Below are 21,117 nucleotides of genomic sequence, written 5' to 3' on the forward strand. Positions count from 1 at the left end.
CAGAAGAGACTTGCTGGTGCCGCTCGTCTTGAACATTGAAAGCATTTCCAAATTGAAGCAGGCTTGCTCGCGAGACACGCACTCGTCTCGCAATCACGGAAGCACTGAAAGATCGATGCCGCCCTACGGACTGAAATGAAGACTGAGCAAGGAAATTTCGGGTTCCTTAGCGAGGAAAGCCCTGAGCTCGCCAAGTTGGCAACGCTCGCCGAAAGCTACTTCAAGAGTGATCCGCCGGCCGCGCTGTTCCGGCTGCGACAGTTCGGCGAGTTCATGGCCAAGGAGGTCGCTGCGCGGCATGCGCTCCTTCGCGAGCGCTCTCCGAGTTTCGACGAGACGTTGCGCCTCCTCAAGATGCGGGACGTGCTGCCGCGCGAGGTCGCCGACCTCTTCTTTCATTTGAAACGTGCCGGGAACGCTGCCGCGCACGAAAACCGTGGCTCGGCATCGGACGCGCTCGCCGCCCTCAAGATCGCGCGCGTCGTCGCCATCTGGTTTTATCAGACCTATGCGGGGGTGCCGGGGTTCTGTCCCAGCCCCTTCATTCCTCCGGCCGCGCCGACCGACGCGACGGCGGCGTTGAGGAGTCAACTCGACGAAATGCGCCGAGCGGTGGAAGCGAGCGCCGACTCCGAGGCGAAGGCGAGGCTCGCAGCACGTCAAGCAGCCGATGAGGCAGAGCGATTTGCCGAGCAGGCGAAGACCGAAGCCGAGGACCGCTCATTCTGGGAGCGCTATGCGGCCGAAACGGAAGCCGCGCTCAAGACGGCCGAAGCCGAGTTGAAGGCGACCCAGGCGAAAGCCGAAACCGCGCCGCGCCAACACCTCGACCGCTTGGCCATGCATAGCGCGCAGAGTGCGGCGCGCATCGAGATTGACGAGTCGACCACCCGAACTCTCATCGACGACCATCTGCGCGGCGCCGGCTGGGAGGCCGACCATACGTCCCTGCGCCACGCGAACGGGGCACGCCCGCTACCCGGCAAGGCGATGGCGATCGCGGAATGGCCAACGACGAGCGGGCGGGTCGACTATGCCCTTTTCGTCGACGGGCGCTGCATTGGCGTCATTGAGGCGAAGCGGCAGTTGGCCGATGTTCCCGGCCATCTCCCCCAGGCCCGCCGCTACGCGCGCGACATCGTCCTCTCAAGCGAAGAGATGCCGCTCGATGGGCCCTGGCAGGACGGGCTCGACAGCTACCGCGTTCCCTTCATCTTCGTCACCAACGGCCGGCCCTTTGTGAAACAGCTGGAGACGAAGTCGGGCATCTGGTTCTGGGATGCCCGACGCTCCGAGAATCCGGCAGTGGCTCTGCCCGAATGGTTCTCGCCACGTGACCTGTCGGAGCGTTTGGAGCAAGCCACTGAACCGGCCTTCGGCGAATTGGCCGAGCGCGAAATCGGCGTCACCGGCCTTCGCGATTATCAGCAGGCGGCCATTGCGGCGGTCGAGACAGCCGTAGCTCGCGGCCAGCGCTCGATCCTTCTGTCGATGGCAACCGGCACCGGCAAGACGCGCCTCGCCCTCGCGATGATATACGATTTCCTGAGGGCCAAGCGCTTTCGCCGCATCCTCATCCTCGTCGACCGCACTTCACTCGGTCGCCAGGCCCTCGATGCCATGTCGACGACCGATACCAGCGGCTTCCTGAAGTTCGATCAGGTGTTTTCCGTCGCCGGCCTCGACCAGAAATTTCCCGAGGCGAGCGACCGTGTCCAGGTCGCGACCGTCCAGGCGATGATCCGGCGGGTGTTCGACGAGCCGAACGAGACGCGGCCGACGCCCGGCACCTACGACCTCGTCATCGTCGACGAGGCCCATCGCGGCTACACGCTCGACGCGGAACTCCGCGAGGAAGACCTCAGTTTCCGAAATCTCGAGGATTATCTCTCCGCCTATCGCCGGGTGCTCGACTATTTCGACGCGACGAAGGTTGCGCTGACCGCGACGCCGGCGCTCCACACCCGCGAGATCTTCGGACCCGCCGTCTTCCATTACAGCTACCGTCAGGCCGTCATCGACGGCTATCTCATCGACCATCGCCCGCCCCGGCGCATCACGACGGCTCTCAGCCAGGCCGGGATCAGCTTTGACAAGGGCGAGGAAGTCAACGTCATCGACCGCCGCACCGGGCAGATCGATCTGTTCACCCTGGAAGACCAGCAGGATTTCGAGGTCTCCGAGTTCAACAAGAAGGTCTACACGCGCGCCTTCAACCGGGCGGTCGCCGAGGTGATCGCCGCCGAATGCCCGCCGGACCAGCCGGGCAAGACGCTCCTCTTTGCGGCGAGCAACGGTCACGCCGATGTCCTGGTCGACGAACTGCGGAAGGCGCTTGCCGCCGAATACGGCCCGCAACCTCACGATCTTGTCGAGAAGATCACCGGGTCGATCGATCGCCCGCTCGACCATATCAAGGCGTTCAAGAACGACCCGCGTCCGAAATACGTCGTCACCGTCGATCTCCTGACCACCGGCATCGACGTGCCGGCGATCGTCAATCTCGTCTTCGTGCGCCGGGTGAACAGCCGCATCCTCTACGACCAGATGATCGGCCGGGCCACACGGCGCTGCGACGAGATCGGCAAGGAGTATTTCCGGATCTTCGATGCCGTCGACCTTTACGAGAAGCTGCAGGACGTCAGCGACATGCGGCCGGTCGTCGTCGATCCGAAGCTGACCTTTTCCGCCCTCGTCGCCGATCTCGACCGCGCGACAAGCAGGGAGGACAAGACCTTCGTGCGGGATCAGATCGTCGTGAAGCTGCGCCAGCGTATCAAATATCTCGACCCGGAGCGACGCGGAGCGCTGGAAACGGTGCTCGGGCCCCTCCCCACGCTCGCCGACCGGCTGAAGGACGAGTCACCGCAGGAAGTCGCCGCGCTGTTCGCCAAGCACCCGCAGCTCGCCGGCGTGCTCGACGCAGCCAATCCCGAAAGGCGCGGCTCAAAGGTCTATATTTCCGAGCATGAGGACGAGGTCGTCTCGGTCGTCGACGACTACGGCAAGAAGGCGAGCCCGGCCGATTATATCGAGAGCTTCGAGGCCTATGTCCGCGCCAATATGAACGCCGTGCCGGCGATGATCGCCGCCACCCAGCGTCCGCGCGAACTCACCCGCAAGGAGCTGAAGGAGCTCGCCACCCTGCTCGACGCCGAGGGCTTTTCGGAAGCAGGCCTCCGCCGCGCCTATGGCATGGCACGCAATGCCGACATCGCCGCCCATATCATCGGCTTCGTGCGTCAGGCGGCCATCGGCGATCCGCTGGTCCCTTACGAGACCCGTGTCGAGAACGGCCTGCAGAAGATGCTCGCCAGTCGCGCCTGGACAGCCAAGCAGCGCCAGTGGCTGAACCGCATCGGCCGGGCGCTGAAGGCCCAGCCGGTCGGCGACCCCGAGCTCCTCGCCGAGCCGCTCTTTGCCCAGTTCGGCGGCTTCGAGACCATCGACCGGGAATTCGACTCCACGCTAGAGACCGTCCTCAAAGACCTGAACACGGCGATCTGGGACAGCCCGAACGCCGCATGACGAGAGTTGCCGCATGAACCCTTCCGCCGATCTGGTGAACAAGCTCTGGCGCCTCTGTGCGCTCCTGCGCAAGGACGGGGTGACCTATCAGCAATATGTCACCGAACTCACCTATCTCCTCTTCTTGAAGATGGCGTCGGAGCAGAAGGACGAAAGCCGCATTCCGGAGCCCTATCGCTGGGGCGCCCTGAAGAGGGCGAGCGAGACCGAGGTCCTCAAACTTTACCGCCAAGCGTTGATCGATCTCGGCGACGGCGCCAAGATCGCCGACCGCTCCATCGTCGCGATCTTCCAGAATGCCACGACCATCGTTCGCGAGCCGGCGAACCTCAGAAAGCTGATCGATGCCATCGACGGCCTCCACTGGTTCTCCGACGAGCGGGACGCTTTCGGCGATGCCTATGAGGGCCTTCTCCAGAAGATGGCCGAGGAGACCAAGCGCGGCGCCGGCCAGTATTTCACCCCGCGCGTCCTAATCGACGTCATGGTCGACCTCATGAAGCCGCAGCCCGGCGAGGTCATCCAGGACCCCGCCGCCGGCACCGGTGGCTTCCTGATAGCGGCCGACCGGTACATGCGGGCGCGGAGCGACAACTATTTCGATTTCGCAGACGATAAACACAAGAGCGCCTTCCAGCTCTCGCAGGCCCTGCGCGGCCTCGAAAACGTGCCGGATACCTTTCGCCTGCTGCAGATGAACCTGCATCTCCATTCGATCGACCCGGACCACCTAAATCTTGCCGACACCCTGTCGCCGGCAGGCTCGGAAACCCGCTTCAAGCAGGCCGACCTGATCCTCACCAATCCGCCCTTCGGCCCGGCTGGCGGCCCGCCGACGCGCGACGACCTGACGATCACCGACCGCGTCTCCTCCTACCAGCTTCCCTTCGTCGAACATTGTATCCGGGCGCTGAAGCCTGGCGGGCGCGCCGCCGTCGTCGTGCCGGACAACGTCCTCTTCGACGACGGGCGCGGCAAGGCGCTGCGCCAGCGGCTGATGAATTGGTGCGACCTCCACACTATCCTGCGCCTGCCGACCGGCATTTTTTATGCACAAGGCGTGAAGACCAACGTTCTGTTCTTCACCCGCTCCACCGACGAGGCGCCGCTGACTGACGCGACGGAGGCGGTCTGGATCTACGACATGCGCTCCGGCGCGCCGGCCTATGGCAAGACCAACCCGCTGAAACCCGCCGATTTCGACGGATTCGTCACCGCCTTCGGTGCCGACCCTCATGGCCGTGCCGAGCGGACCGACGAGGGCGAGACCGGCCGCTTCCGGCGCTTTTCCCGCGAGGGCATCGCGGCGCGCGGCGACAATCTCGACATCACCTGGCTGAAGGACACCAGCGACGAGGCTGAGGACGGGCTCGAGACGCCGGAGGACATCCTGGCCGCGATCGACGGGCACCTGACCGCGGCGATGACCGAAGTGCGGGCGCTGTTGGTAGAGCTGGGGGATGGGATGCCGGAAACGGCGGATTTGCCGGAGGCGGCGGAGTAATGGCAGGCCGTGCAGCGACCGATGCGATCATCAAGGGCAGATGCGCGATATCCGTCAACGATCCGGGGCATCCCTTGCCGACGGGCTGGAGCCGTGCGCCGCTGACCGACGTCGCAGACCTCGGAACCGGGCACACGCCAAGCCGCCACGAGCCGAATTACTGGGACGGTGACATTCCGTGGATCGGCATTCGGGACGCCGGAGCCAATCATGGAAAGGTCATCAACGATACGGCACAGCACGTCACAGAACTGGGGCTGGATAATTCCGCGGCAGTCCTGTTGCCGAAGAACACCGTGTGCCTCTCACGAACAGCGTCCGTTGGATATGTCGTGAAGATGGGTCGAGACATGGCGACGAGCCAGGATTTCGTGAACTGGACCTGCAGCGAGACAATCGACCCAGACTACCTGCTCAACGCGCTTCTTGCGGAAGGCGAAGACATACGCCGCTTTGGCGAAGGCTCGACCCATACGACGATCTATTTCCCAGAAGTCAAAGCGTTTCACATCGATCTCCCCCCCGCCGCCGAACAGCGCCGGATCGTCGCGAAGCTGGACGCGCTGACCGCCCGCATCGCCCGTGCGCGGGCGGAACTGGACCGGGTGGCGGCGCTGGCATCAAGTTTGCGCTTCGCTGCATTGCGAGAAGCCTATCAAATTGCGTCTGCCTACCGAATTTCCGAGCTTGGTGACCTTATCGAGACTCTTGACCAAGGGTGGAGTCCAAAATGTGAGAACTACCCTTCGTCCAATGATGACGAGTGGGCGGTGTTAAAGACGACGGCGATCCAGGCGATGGCTTATCAGTCAGGTGAAAACAAAGTTCTGCCTCTCGATCTCCAGCCGCGCGCCCATATCGAAGTAAGAGCGGGGGACATCCTCGTCACGCGAGCAGGTCCACGGGTCCGATGCGGGGTAACCTGCCTCGTCGAGACGACCAGGCCGCGGCTTATGCTGGCCGACAAGATGTATCGCCTGCGTTGCACGGGTGAAGTGAGCCCCGCCTTCTTAGCGTTCATGTTAAACTCGCCCCAGGCTCTTGAACGCATTGAGGCTATGAAAACGGGTATCAGCGACAGCGGCCTCAATCTAACACAGGGCAAGTTTTTTGCGCTCGAACTACCCGCGCCATCGATAGATGTTCAAAATCGAATTGTTGACGGGCTTCGGACCGCCTTCGCTCGCGCCGACCGCATGGAGGCCGAGGCCGCCCGTGCCCGAAAACTCCTCGACCGACTGGAACAGGCGATCCTCGCAAAAGCCTTCCGCGGCGAGCTGGTGCCGCAGGACCCGAACGACGAGCCGGCGAGCGTTCTCCTTGAGCGCATCCGCGCCGAGCGCGCGAAAGCGCCGAAGCCGAAGCGTGGCCGGCGGAAGGCTTCCGTATAAGGCCACAGCACCCGCCGAAGCCAATCTCAGCGAGGTCGAGAACGCGCTGACCGCGCTATTGGTCCTACGACGCAACGCGCTAGGCGCCCGTCATTCGTGACGCCAGGATGTTTACGAGCCGCGAAACGGATCGCGGTCTCCGCGAAATAGCGAGCGATCGAGACATCTGTGCAGACTGCTCACGCCCTCTTTCGAAACATGTCATACCGCGCTATCGACGTGCAAAATTTATTTTAAGCGTGTATTACGGGGACGGCCATCATGCAGGACGAAGCGTTTCAGACATGGCTGCTTGAAGGAGGGCGCACGCAGAAGGCCGTGTCGACACGCTTGTCGCGCCTTCGCAATCTCGAAGACAAGCTCGCCGCGATCAAGGCCCCGCAGCAGAGCCTCGACGAAGCCTACCGGGCCGACGGCCTCCGCGGGCTCATCGCCCATCTCGGCACCATGCGGGAGGCGGCCAAAGCTGGAGATCGAAGTTACGCTGTCCTCTCCGACACCACGATCCCGGAAAAATATCTGACCGCGCTTCGCAGCTATCTCCGCCTCTTTAAACGCTTCATGGACGGCGAGCCACCCAAACCAACCGGGAACTGGCCGGAGCTGGAGGCAATGAAGGCCAGTTTTCTGGAGCGCATGCCGGACTTCGAGAATTTCCAGCAGCAAAGCGGCGAATACTGGCGGATTGAGCGGGCCTACAAGGACGAGATCCTTGCCAAGGTCGCGGATGCCATCGCTCGCGGCACCGACGAGGCCTCGACCGGCCGGGCCGTCTACGATGCCCTGGTGCCCCAGGCCGGTCCCCTGCTGCGATGGCAGACGCGCGATGCGATCGACAAGAAGGTGCCGCAGCTTGCCGATCGCTTTTATGCAATCCTCGGCCAGCTCGCACGCGAGCCGGCGACCGCCGATGTGGGGGAATTCCGTCCGGGAACGAAGGAAATCGCGCGGGCCGCCGCCGAGCTGGAGACGATGCGAAGCGAGGCAGCCGCGACGCTGACGCCGGGCGAAATCCGCTGCCTCACGCACACCGTCCGCGCAGCCGGCCACCCGTCCGAAACGTGCTTCGTCGAGGTCAGCAAGGCGGGCGACCTCGCTCGACGCCTCCTTGGTAGGCCGATCTTCGACATCGGCCCGTCCGATCCGAACGAAATCGCAGGATGGCAGCGGCTGCTCGACCGCATCTTCGCCGTGATGCGCAACGACTGGACATGGCAGCCGCGCGATCTTCTGGACGTCCAGGGATTCGCCTGGGTGTGCCTCGATGCCGATTTTGGCATCGATGAAGAAGAGACGTCGGAAAATCCAATCCTGCTGTTCGATCGGAGCGGCACCGCCTTCGCGCCGAAGCCGATGGTTCCGCAAGGCGGCGACGAGCCTGCATACCGCATCTCCACGGGCGGGAATAAGCTCGAGGAAACCGAGTTCACTACAGACCTGATAGCAGTCGCGCGCTTTCTTCTGATCGACCGCCGGCTTGTCCGAATGGCTCCGCTTGGCGGTGGGCCGGCAAACCTTCTCGGCTACGGCAAGCAAAAGCTCGTCGCCTATCGCATTTCGAAATCTATCGCAGAAGCTCTGAACATTCCGGCAGAGGGGGGAGACATGCCAGCAGGCAACATTCCGCACGGCGACGACAGCACGGCTTCGTCAATCCAATACGTTCCCGAACCTCGCAATCTGATCCTCTACGGTCCACCAGGAACAGGCAAGACCTACGCCACGTCGCGACACGCTGTTGCGTTGATCGACGGCGACGACTGGCGGAAAGAAACTCTCTATGACAGGGAAGCTGTACGAGCCCGATACGCAGAACTCGTCGCCACCAAACAGATCGAGTTCGTGACCTTCCACCAGTCCTATGCCTACGAGGATTTCGTCGAAGGCCTGCGCCCAACGCAAGGGCTCGAAGAAGCGGAAGGGACCGGGCCGCAATCCGAACCCAAAACATCGTCGGCCGGCTTTGAGCTCAAGCCCGTCAACGGCGTCTTCCGTCGCATCTCCGCAGAAGCCGAGCGCGCAAGGATTGCCGCATGTCAGCCTGTCAGTCCCGAGGCGACACCTTTCGCCCTTGGGTCCCGCCGCGTGTTCAAGATGAGCATCGGACGGGCCGGTTGGGAAGATTATCTGTTCGATGCTGCGATCGAAGGCGGCTACACGGCTCTCGGCTGGGGCCTCGGCCTCGACTGGAGCGATCCGAAGTATCGAAACTACGACGAAGTCTATCGCCGGGTGAACGACGAAAAACCCGGAACCTCCGGCAATTCGGGTGATATCGCTCAGGTCTGGCGGCTTCTGGAGATGAATGTCGGTGACCTCGTCGTCGTTTCGCACGGCAACAGTCTGATCCGCGCGATCGGTATCGTGACCGGCGATTACTACCACGCACCGGGCGAGCCGGAACGCTACGACCAGCGCCGTCCCGTCAATTGGCTGCTTGTCCCGAAGGACCCGATTCCCGCCGATGCGATCTACGGAAAATCGTTGACGCAATCGTCCTGCTACGAGCTCCGGTCGGACCTCCTCAACCGGGCGGCCCTCGAACGCCTTTTGTCGGAGGCCTCCGGCCATGGCGCAGGCGAGATCGATCAAACACTGCAGAACCTCTCGTCTCGCCGCCCGAACCAGTTCGTCCTCGTGATCGACGAGATCAACCGCGCCAACATCTCGAAAGTGTTCGGCGAGCTGATCACTCTGCTCGAACCCGACAAGCGGCTGGGAGAAGACAACGTGCTGACCGTGACGCTTCCCTATTCGCACGACACGTTTGGCGTGCCCTCGAATCTTCACGTGCTCGGCACCATGAACACGGCGGACCGCTCCATCGCGCTTCTCGACACGGCACTGCGGCGCCGGTTCGATTTCATCGAGCTGATGCCGGAGCCAGAGCACCTCCGAGATGCCGAGACTTCGACCGGCATCCCCCTCGTGGCGATGCTGCGCGTGATCAACGATCGTATCGAGTATCTCTTCGATCGCGAACATCAGATCGGCCATGCCTTCTTCATGGCTTGTCGAAGCCGCGAGGATGTCGACGCCGTGATGCGCCGGAAGGTCATCCCGCTGCTCGCCGAATATTTCTTCGAGGACTGGCAAAAGATCGCGTCCGTGCTGGGCGACGTCGATGGCGCGCGGTTCCTGGAGCGCAAACCCCTCAATGCGCCTCCGGGGCTGTCGGACGATGCATTTGCCGAGAATCGCGTGCGCTGGACAGTGCGCGCGCCATTCGCGGACAATGCTTACGACATATTCCGATGATCCGCCGGACCCTGTTGGAATGGACCGGACTGCAATTCGGCGAGGGTGATGACAAGATCAACCGAGGTGTCGCCGATCGCCTCCACGCAGCTGCAAGCGCATCGCGCTTGGGTCATGTCGCCCTCGATCGTCGCGCCAATGGGCTCTACGCACGGCACGTCGTCGGCGTCGTCGTCGCGGGCAACTGCGTTCTCGAGATCTTGCCGAAGATCGATTTTGCCGGCGATTCCGCGCCGAATGAAACGCGTATCCGCGACCGGCTTGTCCATATGCTCGCCTTCGCGTTCGATTTTCCGATCGCCGCCGGTGCTGCGACCGGGCTCGGAACGCAGCGCGATAACCTTCTCGAAATCCTGATCGCTCTCTTTGCCTCGCGGCTGACGGACGCCGTGCGCAAAGGGATGCCGCGGCGCTATGTCGAGGTCGCGGAGGATCTGCCCACCCTGCGCGGCCGCCTCGATCTGCGTCGCCAGTTCACCGTGCTCGCAGCAAGCCCCCAGCGCCTCGCTTGTCGCTTCGACGATCTCTCGCCGGACATCGCGCTCAATCAGATCATGAAAGCTGCGATCACGCGGCTTTTGCGGATCACGCGCTCGGCTTCGAACGATCGAGCCCTGCGTGAGCTTGCGGCGGTCTATGCTGATATCACTCCCGTTCATCCGCGTCGTCTGGCGTGGAACGAGGTATCGCTGGACCGCACGAACGTTCGCTGGAAGGGACTCCTCAATCTGGCAAAGATGCTCCTCGGCGATCGGTTTCAAACGACGTCGAGCGGCCAGACCGAGGGGATCTCCCTGCTGTTCGACATGAATATCCTGTTCGAGACCTACACCGCACGTCTCGTTGATCGCGTTTTGCAGGGAACGGGCTTCAAGGCGACTGCCCAAGGCGGTTTCCGCAAGTGCCTGCGAGATGAAAGCGGTAGCGAACTATTCCTGACCAAGCCGGACATTCTCATCCGGCGGGGCGAAATCGTCGAAGCCATCATCGATACGAAGTGGAAGCCCCTGTCCGACAAAATTGACGATCCGAAGCGCGGGGTTTCGCAGAGTGACATCTATCAGATCATGGCTTACAGCCGTTTGTATCGCTGCCGCAATGTCGTTCTTCTCTATCCCCACCACGTCAGACTAAAGAGCCAGCCGCCTCTCCTAGCAATGCACACCATCGCGCCTTTCGACAACTGCAATAGATTGACGATTGCGACAGTCGAAATCGAGAGCGACAGCTCCGCCATCGAGTCTTTACGTAAAAATTTGGAAAACCTATTCAATCAGGACGTTGAAGGCCTACGATTCTGTCGGATTGCTTCTTCATGATGCATGCTCTTAAAATATTCCGTTACTTTCCCGGATCTACGTTGCGAATCTGTTGCGACCCTTCAGGTTGGCCAAGGTGAGCCTAAGTCTATGGTCAGCCCTGCAATAGAAGTCCCGGGGGATGAGGGGCTTCCGCCTTTCCACCGCCCAGCTGAAACAATTCCGAAGGTTTCCGCCCAGGCCGACACCGCGTTTCCTGAGCATTTCATCAGCTCAATCGGCGTATTGTGGCCGATCACGCTGTAAGGTTGGACTTCGTTATAGTCTCTACGCCAAGCCTCCATAATGGCGCGGGTTTCGCCAAGACTTTTGGCCGAATGCGTGTTCAGAAAGCCCGTCAAGGATGGGCCGAAAGAAGACGGTCCGCTTCGGAGCGCGTGAGGTTAAAAGCTGACATCGGTTTTTGGTATCAAGCATACCATTCAGCGTTTGGAAACAAACGGTCCACTGCATCTTCAAAACCACGATCTACGATGGCAATCGCTTCAATCTACGTCTTTAGTTTGACGTAGGTGCCGAAGAGGAAACTTCGGAATTATTTTGACGTAGGTGCCGAAGGGGAAACTTCGGAACTAGTTTCGTAGACACATCTTACGTGACGCGTTCACGAGAGAGCTAAATTCTTCTTTGTCATCCTCTATCGGGTTTTGTGTTAGGCTCGAACGATGTCGAACGCGTTGAGACTTGCAAAGGGAACGTTCGGTCGTGTCGCGCTCCTCGACATGGATCGTCCGCTCGTGCGCCATGCGCATCCGCACTGCCACGTTCTTCTCAAGGTTGAGGGTGTCGACACCCAGTTTTCTGTCGGCGATCGGGTCGTTCCGCTATCTGACGAGAGCGCCGTCCTAATCAATGCGTGGGAACCGCATGCTTATGCGCACAAGGAGGGTCAGCCGGCCACGATCATCCTTGCGCTCTACATCGAGCCACGCTGGCTCGGTGCGTTTCGGCCGAACTGGAAGGCGAGCGGGGCCCCCGACTTCTTCGTCCGCTCAGTGGGTGAGACGAGCCCGGACATCCGGTGGCTGACGCGCCGGCTTGCAGAGACGATGGTGCACGAACCGGGAAATACGGAAGAACACGAGCGTCTGATCGCGCGCTTGATGATCGCGGTCATCGAGCGTTTTGCCGAATGGCGGGACGAGCCGGCCTCACTCAGGTTGGCTGCGTCGACGATCATCGACCATCGAATCCGCAAGGCCGTCGGAACAATGAGCGCCGACCCCGGCGCGGTCGTGGACATGGACAAGCTCGCGGTCGCGGTCGGCCTGTCCCGAGCGCACTTCTTTCGCCTGTTCGAATCCTCGCTGAACGTCAGTCCGCGCGTTTTCCTCAATGTTCTTCGGATGGAGCGCGCCGTCCAAGCGGTGGCCGAGGGCACGGCGAGTTTCGCGTCCGTGTCCGAAACACTCGGCTTTTCGGTCCCTGCGCATTTCTCGCGCTTCTTCCACGATCACGCCGGATCCTCGCCAACGGCCTTTCGCAAAGTTGCGGGGCTGCAGACCGTCGATTTCGAGACTCCTCGGTAAGTCGCGCGACGCCTTGGGATCGCGATGACATCTTCAAAGCTCCTAACCTCCCACAGAACGACGCCGGGAGGGGCGTCAGGGAGGTACCATGACCATCAACCCGTCCGCCGATCGTTGGGTCGGACGCTCGGTTCCGCGTGTCGAGGACGCTGCGCTCCTAACGGGCCGGGCACGCTTCATCGACGACCTGCCCACAGCAACAAACACGCTGGACGCAGCAATCGTCCGCTCCCCGCACGCCCATGCCGAGATCCGTCGCGTCGACGTCGATGCGGCACTTGCGAGCGAGGGTGTCGTTGCGGTCGTGACCGGCGATGATGTCAAACGACTGACCCGGTCGATGACGGTCGGCGTCAAGGCGAACGTGGAATGCTGGCCGATTGCGACCGACCGTGTACGCTATGTCGGCGAGCCGGTGGCGATCGTTCTTGCAACGGACCGCTATCTGGCCGAAGACGCCGCCGAACGCGTCGGAGTCGATTACGACATTCTCCCGGCGGTCGTGGACCCGGTCGCAGCACTGGGCGACGAGGCGCCCGTCCTGCATCCCTCTCTTGGCTCGAACCTCATCAACGAGCGGCGTTTTTCCTACGGCGACCCGGACAACGCGTTCGCCGCCGCTCCCCACAGGATCGGCGTCGATATCGCCTATCCGCGAAACTCCTGTACACCGATCGAAACCTACGGGGTCGTCGCCCATTACGATCCCGGCGAGGACGCCTATGAAATCCTCGCCAATTTTCAGGGGCCCTTCTCGATCCATGCGGTCGTCGCGCGGGCGCTCAAGGTGCCTGGCAACCGCATGCGGCTGAAGACCCCGCCATCCTCCGGCGGAAGCTACGGCATCAAGCAGGGCGTCTTTCCCTACATGATCCTGATGGGCGTTGCCGCTCGTATCGCTGGGCGACCGGTGAAATGGATCGAGGACCGCATCGAACATCTCGCGGCTTCGGTCTCGGCGACGAACCGTGCGACGAAACTTGAGGCCGCCGTCGAGGCCGACGGGCGCATCACCGCGCTTGCCTGGGACCAGATCGAGGATTGCGGAGCGCATCTGAGGGCTCCCGAACCCGCAACGCTCTATCGCATGCACGGCAACATGACCGGCGCCTACGCGATCGCGAACGTCTCGATCCGCAACCGGATCGTCCTGACCAACAAGACGCCGACGGGCCTCAATCGCGGTTTCGGCGGACCGCAGGTCTACTATCCGCTCGAGCGGCTGATGCAGACGATCGCGCGGACATTGAAGCTCGACCCGATCGAGGTGATCCGCCGCAATCTCGTACCGTCGGACGCCTTCCCCTATCGCACGGCGACCGGGGCTCTTCTCGACTCCGGCGACTACGGAACGGCACTCGGTCGCGCGATCGCCGAGGGTGGATACGCCGCACTCGTCGAACGCCGCAAGACCGCGCGCGCCGAAGGACGGGTCTACGGCATCGGTCTGGCGGCCGCCGTCGAGCCGAGCGTCTCGAACATGGGCTACATCACGACCGTCTTGACTCCCGAGGAACGTGAAAAGGCCGGCCCGAAGAACGGCGCGCAGGCAACGGCGACGGTGGCGGTCGACCCGCTCGGTTCGGTCTCGGTCAAGGTCGCGTCCGTGCCCCAAGGCCAGGGCCATCGCACGGTCCTCGCTCAGGTCGTCGCGGACGCCCTGGGGCTCGATCCCGGCTCGGTATCGGTCATAGCGGATGTCGATACCGGGCGCGACGCATGGTCGATCGCTTCGGGCAACTATTCGAGCCGTTTTGCACCCGCCGTCGCCGGCGCCGCAAAACTGGCCGCCGATCGTCTCCGCGAAAAGCTCAAGCATGTCGCGGCCGGTCAGCTGAACACGGTGCCGGACGACATCGCCTTCGAAGGCGGACGGATCGCCTCACGGGCCAATCCAGACAATTCGGTCTCGTTCTCGCGGGTCGCCGCCGCTGCGCACTGGGCGCCGGGGACCCTCCCTGAGGTCGTCGATCAGACGATCCGCGAAACGGTCTTCTGGACACCGGACGAACTCGCCGCCCCGAACGCCGATGACGAAATCAACTCGTCGCTCTGCCACGGTTTCATCTTCGATTTCTGCGGTGTCGAGATCGACGCTTCGACCGGTGAGACGCGCATCGACCGTTACGTGACCATGCACGACTGCGGCACGATCCTTCATCCCGCGATGGTAGAAGGACAGGTGAGAGGCGGCTTCGCCCATGCCGTCGGCGCGGCACTTCTGGAAGAATACGCTTACGGCGCCGATGGCAGCTTCCAGTCCGGGACACTGGCCGACTACCTCATTCCGACCGTGATGGAAGTGCCGGAGCCCGTGATCCTCCATCACGAGACACCATCACCCTTCACGCCGCTCGGCGCAAAGGGCGTCGGCGAAGGCAACTGCATGTCGACGCCGGTCTGCATCGCCAATGCGATCGCCGACGCGATCGACGCCGAAAGCGTCACACTTCCGCTGACCCCCTCGAAGATTCTCGGGCTGATCGCCGGCGAAGAGCCGCAGGCGAAGAACCCGCCGCGCAAGATCGAGCCGGCTGGCCCGAGCGGCCAGCGCAAGCTGACCGGCGAAGGAGCGGCCGAAGTCGCGGCCACCCGCGAAGAGGTCTGGAAGATGCTCCTCGATCCGCAGACGCTCGATGCGATCATTCCCGGTTCGCATGGCGTCCGCAGAATTTCGGACACCCACTTTGCTGCCGATGTGACGCTCGGCGTCGGACCGGTGAAAGGTCGTTACAAGGCCGACATCGAACTCTTCGATCTCGACGAGCCGAACGCCGTGACGCTGCGCGGCAAGACCGTCGGGGCCCTCGGCTTCGGCGAGGGCGAGGGACGGATCACGCTTACCGATATTGGCTCGGGAAGAACACGCATAGCCTACACTTACGAAGCCGGAGTTGGCGGGAAGGTCGCGTCGGTCGGCGGACGCCTCCTCGACGGCGCGGCGCGGGTGGTGATCGGCCAGTTCTTCAAGGCGCTCGCGAACCATGCCGGCGGAGGGGCGTCCGGCGCCGGCTTCCTTGCGCGGCTGAAGGCGCTCGTCGGAGGTGGTTCATGAAGCCCGCTCCCTTCGACTACGTTCGCGCCGAGACGCTGGACGAGGCTCTCGGCGCGCTGGCAGAGGGCGGCGAGGAGGCACGCATCATCGCAGGCGGCCAGTCGCTGGTGCCGATGCTGAACATGCGTCTGGCGCGCCCCTCGGTGCTCGTCGACGTGATGCGGATCGACGCGCTTTCCAAAATCGAGCCGAAGAACGGCCGGGTGGAAATCGGGGCCGGAGTTCGCCAGGTCGCGCTCGAACGCTGGGCGGCCCTTGCCGGTACGCTGCCCCTTGTCGCCGCGATGATGCCCTGGGTCGGCCACGCCCAGACGCGCTCGCGCGGCACGGTCTGCGGTTCGCTTGCCCATGCCGATCCGAGCGCGGAGCTGCCTCTCGCGCTGCTCGCGCTCGATGGCGAGGTCAAACTGAGATCCAAGAGGGCGAAACGCACCCTCCCGGCGAACGAGTTCTTCCTCGGCATGATGGCGACCGCTGTCGCGCCCGGCGAGATGATCGAAGCAATCGTCCTGCCGGCGCATCCGATGGGAACCGGTACCGCCTTTCGCGAAGTCGCTCGCCGTCACGGCGATTACGCCATCGTCGCCTGCGCTGCGATCGCAAGGCCTGGCGGCGCAACTCGCCTTGCGATCGGCGGCGTCGCCGATGTCCCGCAGGCCGTCGCCTTGCCGGACCCCTCCGATCCCGACTTCGACGATCAGCTCAACGAATTCGCCTGGAGCCTCAACGCTCGCGACGACCTGCATGCCAGCGCCCGCTATCGCCGCGATCTCGTTCGCACGCTCGGGCGCCGAACCGTCGAGGAGGCCGTCGCATGCCGAAGCTGAGTAGTAGAACAACCCACGAGATTGGCTTCACGTTGAATGGCCGAAGGACGACAGCGCGCGTAGAGGCACGCATGCTCCTGACCGACCTGATCCGGCATGCCGTCGGTGCGACGGGGACACATGTCGGCTGCGAACACGGCGTGTGCGGTGCATGCACCGTGCAGATCGACGGAGAACCGGTTCGTGCCTGCCTGACGCTCGCCGCTCAGGCAGAGAAGCTCGACATCCGGACGGTCGAGGGGCTCGAGCCGCGACCGGGCGAACTGTCGCCGCTGCAGGCGGCATTCCGAGAGCATTTCGCGCTGCAATGCGGGTTTTGCACCGCCGGCATTCTCATGAGCCTCGACGCGCTCTTCGCGCGCAAGCCGAAAGCCAGCGAGCGGGAGATCCGCGAACAGCTTTCGGGCCACCTGTGCCGATGCACGGGATATGCGCCGATCGTGAAGGCAGCTCTCGCAGCACAGGCACACGTCAGGGAGGAAAAGACAACAGATGCTTGATCTTGGGACGAGCCTGATCGCAAGCGTCGAACGCGATCCGAATGCGCTGGCGATCTGCGACGGCGACGTCGAACTTACCTATGAGGAATGGTTCGGGAAGATCTCGGCCTTGGTTGCCGGCCTAGCCACGCTTGGGCTTAAGCCCGGCGACCATGTGCTCACACTCTTGCAGAATCGTTGGGAGAACGCGTCTCTTCATTGGGCCTGCCAGCTCGCCGGTCTGATCGTGACGCCCCTCAACTGGCGCGCCAAGCCGGACGAAATCGACTACGCGATCGAAGACGCCGAAGTGAGGATCATCGTCTTTGAGGACGCGACAGCCGAGGCCGTCGCGCGAGCGGCGAAGGCGAATGGATTGCCGAAGCTCAAGGCCGGCGAGCCGGACGCCGAAGCGCAATCATTGACCTTGCTCATGGCGTCGTCGAGCCCCGACGCAAGTCCGCGCGCGTCCGCCGACGACTGGTCGCTGATGCTTTATACTTCCGGCACGACGTCGAGGCCGAAAGGCGTGCCCCGACGCCACCGCGCCGAGCGCGCGGCCGCCATCGCCCATGTCGCGCAGAACCTTTACCGCCACGGCGAATGCACGCTTGGCGTCATGCCGCTCTACCACACGATGGGCGTTCGCTCGCTGCTGGCGAGTTCGGTTATTGGCGGCACCTTCGTCTGTCTGCGCCGGTTCGACGTGAAGGGCGCTCTCGACGCGATCGCAAGACGGAGCGTCACCAATCTCTATCTCGTACCGACGCTCTATCACGACATCGTCCACCATCCGGACTTCTCGAAGGACAAGGTCGCGACGGTGACGAAGCTCGGCTATGCCGGGGCCTCGATGACCGACGGTCTGATGAAGAAGCTCAGGAGCGCGTTCGAGCCGGAGCTTTTCGTCAATCATTATGGCTCCTCTGAAGTCTACACCTTCACCATCGACCAGAACGCCGCCGCCAAACCGGGATCGGCGGGGCGGGCCGGGATCAATCAACGTATCCGCGTCGTACCCTTGGGGGCCGAAAATACGCAGGTCCGGGTCAAGACAGGCGAAGAAGGCGAGATCGTTGCCTCGCTCCTCGGCGATGAGAGTTTCGAAGGCTACTGGAAACGTCCTGAAGCGAGCGCAAAGGCTCTGCGGGACGGCTGGTACTTCACCGGCGATACAGGCTTCGTCGACGCGGACGGCGATCTGTTCGTGACCGGCCGCGCCGACGACATGATCATCACCGGTGGGGAAAACGTATCTCCGGTCGAGGTCGAAAGCTGCCTGTCGCTGCATCCTGACGTCGTCGAGGTCGCGGTCGTCGGCCTTCCCGATGAGCGTTGGGGAAAGATCGTCACCGCCTTCGTAAAGCGGTCGGCGCCGATCGACGAGGCTGCTCTCGACGGCCACTGCAAGACGTCCGGTCTCGCCAACTTCCGTCGGCCCCGAGCCTACGTCTTCGTCGACGAGATCCCGAAATCGCCGGTCGGAAAACTCCTGCGCCGCAAGCTCGTCGCCGGTGAATACGACGCAGAAACCAGCGTCGGCGAAAGCCGGCAGCCGGCCCTCTCCTGAACATCTTTCGAAAGACCAGCATCTCATGAGCGAGACCTACACCTTCTCCGATCCACGCCTCTCAACTCTCGACGGCTTCCGCGTGGAAATCACGTCTGAAAAGCAGCGTGCCGACGTCATTCTCGATCGCCCGCCGCTCAACGTCATCTCGATGGCGGCGCGCGATCAATTGCGTCTCGTTTTCGAAGCCCTCGACGAAGACGAGCGCGTGCGGATCATCGTCCTATCGGGCATGGGCGAGCACTTCTCGTCCGGCGGCAACATCAAGGGCTTCATGGAAGCGAGCCCCGAGCACGTCTCGAAGCTCGCCTGGAATATCGCTGCCCCTTCGCGATGCTCCAAGCCGGTGATCGCCGCCAACCGTGGATATACGTTCGGTGTCGGATTCGAGATCTCGCTCGCCTGCGACTTCCGGATCGTCTCGGAGACTTGTCGATACGCCCTGCCCGAGCAGAAGCTCGGCCAGATCCCCGGATCCGGCGGCTCGGCACGCCTCCAGAAGATCATCGGCGTGACGCGCACAAAGGATATCGTGATGCGCTCCAAGCGCATCGCCGGAAAGACGGCGCTCGACTGGGGAATTGCGACCGAATGCGTCGCTGACTCCGATCTCGAGAGCACCGTCGACGCTCTGGTGGACGAACTCCTCGAATTTTCCCCGCTTGCGCAGCGCACTGCCAAGAAAATGCTCAACGACACGGACGACGCCTTCCTGACGACGGCGATCGAACTCGAGGGTCTGAACTACAGCAGACTCCGCCAGTCGGAAGACTTCAGGGAGGGCGTCGAAGCCTTCCACGAAAAGCGCAAGGCGAACTTCACCGGCCGCTGAACGGTCGACGTCGTCAACGCGTGACGTCCGGACAGGTGAGGTTTTCCGGCGACGCAAATTTCTTAGGGGAGGACATTATGGAAATCACGAAACGAGGGCTGATCGAGCCCGGTCCCGGGATCGGCGCGGGATTTCGCGATCTCGCGGCCAGTTTCAACCTGAAGACGGGGAGCGCGGGCCTCGTCGCCGCGATCTTCGGCTGTTCGGGCCCCGCTCTCATCGTCATCGGCGCAGCCGAAGGCGGCAATTTGACCGATGGTCAGACCGTGGCCTGGCTTCTTGCGATCTACGGTTTTGGCGGCCTGATCAGCCTCGTGATGGCTCTTTACTACAAAATGCCGATCACGGGCGCCTACTCGATCCCGGGCGCGGCGCTCGTCGCAGGATCGCTCACGGTGTTCCCCTTCGATCAGGCCGTTGGGGCGTTCATCATGGCCGGCGTGATCGTCCTCATCCTCGGAGTGACGGGACTGATCGGCAAGGTCATGCGCTGGCTACCGATGCCGATCGTCATGGCGATGATTGCCGGCGCGCTGATCCGCTTCGGCATCGGTGCCGTGAATGCGGTCTCGGCACTGCCGATCGTCGTTGGTGCAGCCGTCGTCGCCTTCTTCCTGTCCATGCGCTTCCTCAAGGTGGTGCCCCCGGTTCTGTCAGCGCTCGTGGTCGGCCTGGTCGCCGTCGCGCTGACGGGATCGTTCGGAACCAACGAGGCCGGCATCAGCTTCGTTCTGCCGGAGTTCACAGCACCGAGCTTCTCGTTCGACGCCTTCCTCGCGATTGCCGTACCCCTCGCCATCCTCGTCGTCGGCGCGGAGAACGCACAGGCGACAGGCGTGCTCCTTGCCGAAAAATACGACGCTCCCGTCAATGCGATGACGGTGGTTTCCGGCATTGGCGGTATTCTGGCCGGCTTGTTGGGAGGACACAACGCCAACATTGCCGGGCCGATGACCGCGATCTGCTCGTCGGATCAGGCCGGCGAACGGCGAGAGGGTCGCTATGCCGCGACGATCGTCAACGGCGTGCTGTTCGCCGGGTTCGGTGTCTTCGCCGGTGCTTTGGTGCCGCTTATCCTCATGCTGCCGGGACCGCTCATCGGCGCCGTCGCAGGCCTTGCCATGATCAATGTCCTCGTCATGGCCTTTCAGGCGGCCTTCAACAGGGACTCGGGCTATCAGGTCGGCGCCTTCGTCGCACTGATTATTGCGATGGCGAACGTGTCGATCCTCGGCATCAGCGCCCCGTTCTGGGCTCTCCTCGTCGGCGCCGTCGTCTCTCTTCTCGTCGAGAACCAACGTCCCGTTGGCAAACCGGCAGCTGTGAGCACGGGAAAGCCCGCCTGACATCGACCACAAAGACATGTCGCGTGACGAGCGCCGGGGACGCATTCCCCGGCGCAGGTGTTTGGCAGCCGATACAGGTGATCAACGACCCTCTCCTCTTCAAGAATCTTCAGGTCGGTCAGACCTCTTCGAGCGGATCGTTCAGGATTGAGGCCCGGGCGATGAAGAGCTTCGCCACCGATTTCGATCCGCAACCTTTGCATCTCTACGAAGTATGGGCTGCCGCCAGTTTCTTCGCCGGACCCTTTGCCAGTAAAGGGCAAGTGGCGGTCTCAAAATGCGATGCCTCGTGATATGAGGACGGGCCGATACCCGACGGTCCATTTTTGATCGCGAATGGCGGAAAGCCGCCGTTCTGAATACGACCCTTCCCGGAAGTTCGACCGCCCCCGAGATCTTCCCGGAAGCGGCCATTCTTGTCCTCGAAGTTGAATCGAAGGGGTAAAAACCTCACACCGACGACGAGAACCGTTGCGTTC

The 21,117-nt window shown here is 62.7% G+C and carries 14 protein-coding genes; 13 read left to right on the top strand and 1 reads right to left on the bottom strand.

Features of this window, described 5'->3' with window-relative positions; all coding sequences use genetic code 11:
- Positions 1-135: 135 nt before the first annotated feature.
- The 5 genes from hsdR to DYI37_RS17330 all read left to right on the top strand — a co-directional run bounded on the left by hsdR (position 136) and on the right by DYI37_RS17330 (position 11,000).
- Entirely contained in the window at positions 136-3,528 is a 3,393-nt protein-coding gene (gene hsdR / locus DYI37_RS17310) for a type I restriction-modification system endonuclease (protein WP_116684530.1), read from the top strand.
- A gap of 13 nt (positions 3,529-3,541) precedes the next feature.
- Positions 3,542-5,032, top strand: a complete 1,491-nt coding sequence (locus tag DYI37_RS17315) for a class I SAM-dependent DNA methyltransferase (protein ID WP_116684531.1) — start codon at positions 3,542-3,544, stop codon at positions 5,030-5,032.
- The gene (locus DYI37_RS17320; RefSeq protein WP_116684532.1) at positions 5,032-6,423 is read left to right on the top strand and encodes a restriction endonuclease subunit S; all 1,392 of its coding nucleotides are present in this window, start codon (positions 5,032-5,034) and stop codon (positions 6,421-6,423) included. The genes DYI37_RS17315 and DYI37_RS17320 overlap by 1 nt, the downstream gene beginning before the upstream one ends.
- A 261-nt stretch (positions 6,424-6,684) precedes the next feature.
- On the top strand, positions 6,685-9,681 hold the full coding sequence (locus DYI37_RS20345) for an AAA family ATPase (RefSeq protein ID WP_116684533.1): 2,997 nt from the start codon (positions 6,685-6,687) through the stop codon (positions 9,679-9,681).
- Positions 9,678-11,000: an McrC family protein gene (locus DYI37_RS17330; protein WP_116684534.1), complete on the top strand. Its 1,323-nt coding sequence runs from the start codon at positions 9,678-9,680 to the stop codon at positions 10,998-11,000. Before DYI37_RS20345 ends, DYI37_RS17330 begins: the two co-directional genes overlap by 4 nt.
- A gap of 62 nt (positions 11,001-11,062) precedes the next feature.
- On the opposite strand, the gene DYI37_RS20590 is transcribed toward DYI37_RS17330, so the two are convergent.
- A complete protein-coding gene (locus DYI37_RS20590; RefSeq protein WP_116684535.1) occupies positions 11,063-11,341 on the bottom strand; it encodes an integrase core domain-containing protein in 279 nt (92 codons plus the stop codon).
- 324 nt (positions 11,342-11,665) lie between these two features.
- On the opposite strand from DYI37_RS20590, the gene DYI37_RS17340 reads away from it, so the two are divergent.
- The 8 genes from DYI37_RS17340 (at position 11,666) to DYI37_RS17375 (ending at position 20,931) form a co-directional block, all read left to right on the top strand.
- Positions 11,666-12,529 (top strand): AraC family transcriptional regulator, encoded by an 864-nt coding sequence (locus DYI37_RS17340; protein WP_116684536.1) that lies wholly within the window; start codon positions 11,666-11,668, stop codon positions 12,527-12,529.
- Between the two features lie 88 nt (positions 12,530-12,617).
- Entirely contained in the window at positions 12,618-15,584 is a 2,967-nt protein-coding gene (locus DYI37_RS17345; protein ID WP_116684537.1) for a xanthine dehydrogenase family protein molybdopterin-binding subunit, read from the top strand.
- On the top strand, positions 15,581-16,411 hold the full coding sequence (locus DYI37_RS17350; RefSeq protein ID WP_116684538.1) for an FAD binding domain-containing protein: 831 nt from the start codon (positions 15,581-15,583) through the stop codon (positions 16,409-16,411). The genes DYI37_RS17345 and DYI37_RS17350 overlap by 4 nt, the downstream gene beginning before the upstream one ends.
- Positions 16,399-16,911, top strand: a complete 513-nt coding sequence (locus tag DYI37_RS17355; RefSeq protein ID WP_116684539.1) for a (2Fe-2S)-binding protein — start codon at positions 16,399-16,401, stop codon at positions 16,909-16,911. Before DYI37_RS17350 ends, DYI37_RS17355 begins: the two co-directional genes overlap by 13 nt.
- Positions 16,904-18,460 (top strand): AMP-binding protein, encoded by a 1,557-nt coding sequence (locus DYI37_RS17360; protein ID WP_116684540.1) that lies wholly within the window; start codon positions 16,904-16,906, stop codon positions 18,458-18,460. Before DYI37_RS17355 ends, DYI37_RS17360 begins: the two co-directional genes overlap by 8 nt.
- 25 nt (positions 18,461-18,485) lie before the next feature.
- Entirely contained in the window at positions 18,486-19,292 is an 807-nt protein-coding gene (locus DYI37_RS17365; RefSeq protein ID WP_116684541.1) for an enoyl-CoA hydratase/isomerase family protein, read from the top strand.
- Between the two features lie 77 nt (positions 19,293-19,369).
- Entirely contained in the window at positions 19,370-20,638 is a 1,269-nt protein-coding gene (locus tag DYI37_RS17370) for a benzoate/H(+) symporter BenE family transporter (protein WP_116684542.1), read from the top strand.
- A gap of 23 nt (positions 20,639-20,661) precedes the next feature.
- Entirely contained in the window at positions 20,662-20,931 is a 270-nt protein-coding gene (locus tag DYI37_RS17375; RefSeq protein ID WP_116684543.1) for a hotdog family protein, read from the top strand.
- The last annotated feature ends 186 nt before the right edge of the window (positions 20,932-21,117 follow it).

This window comes from Fulvimarina endophytica (assembly GCF_003403015.1).
In the GTDB taxonomy this organism is placed as follows: domain Bacteria; phylum Pseudomonadota; class Alphaproteobacteria; order Rhizobiales; family Rhizobiaceae; genus Fulvimarina; species Fulvimarina endophytica.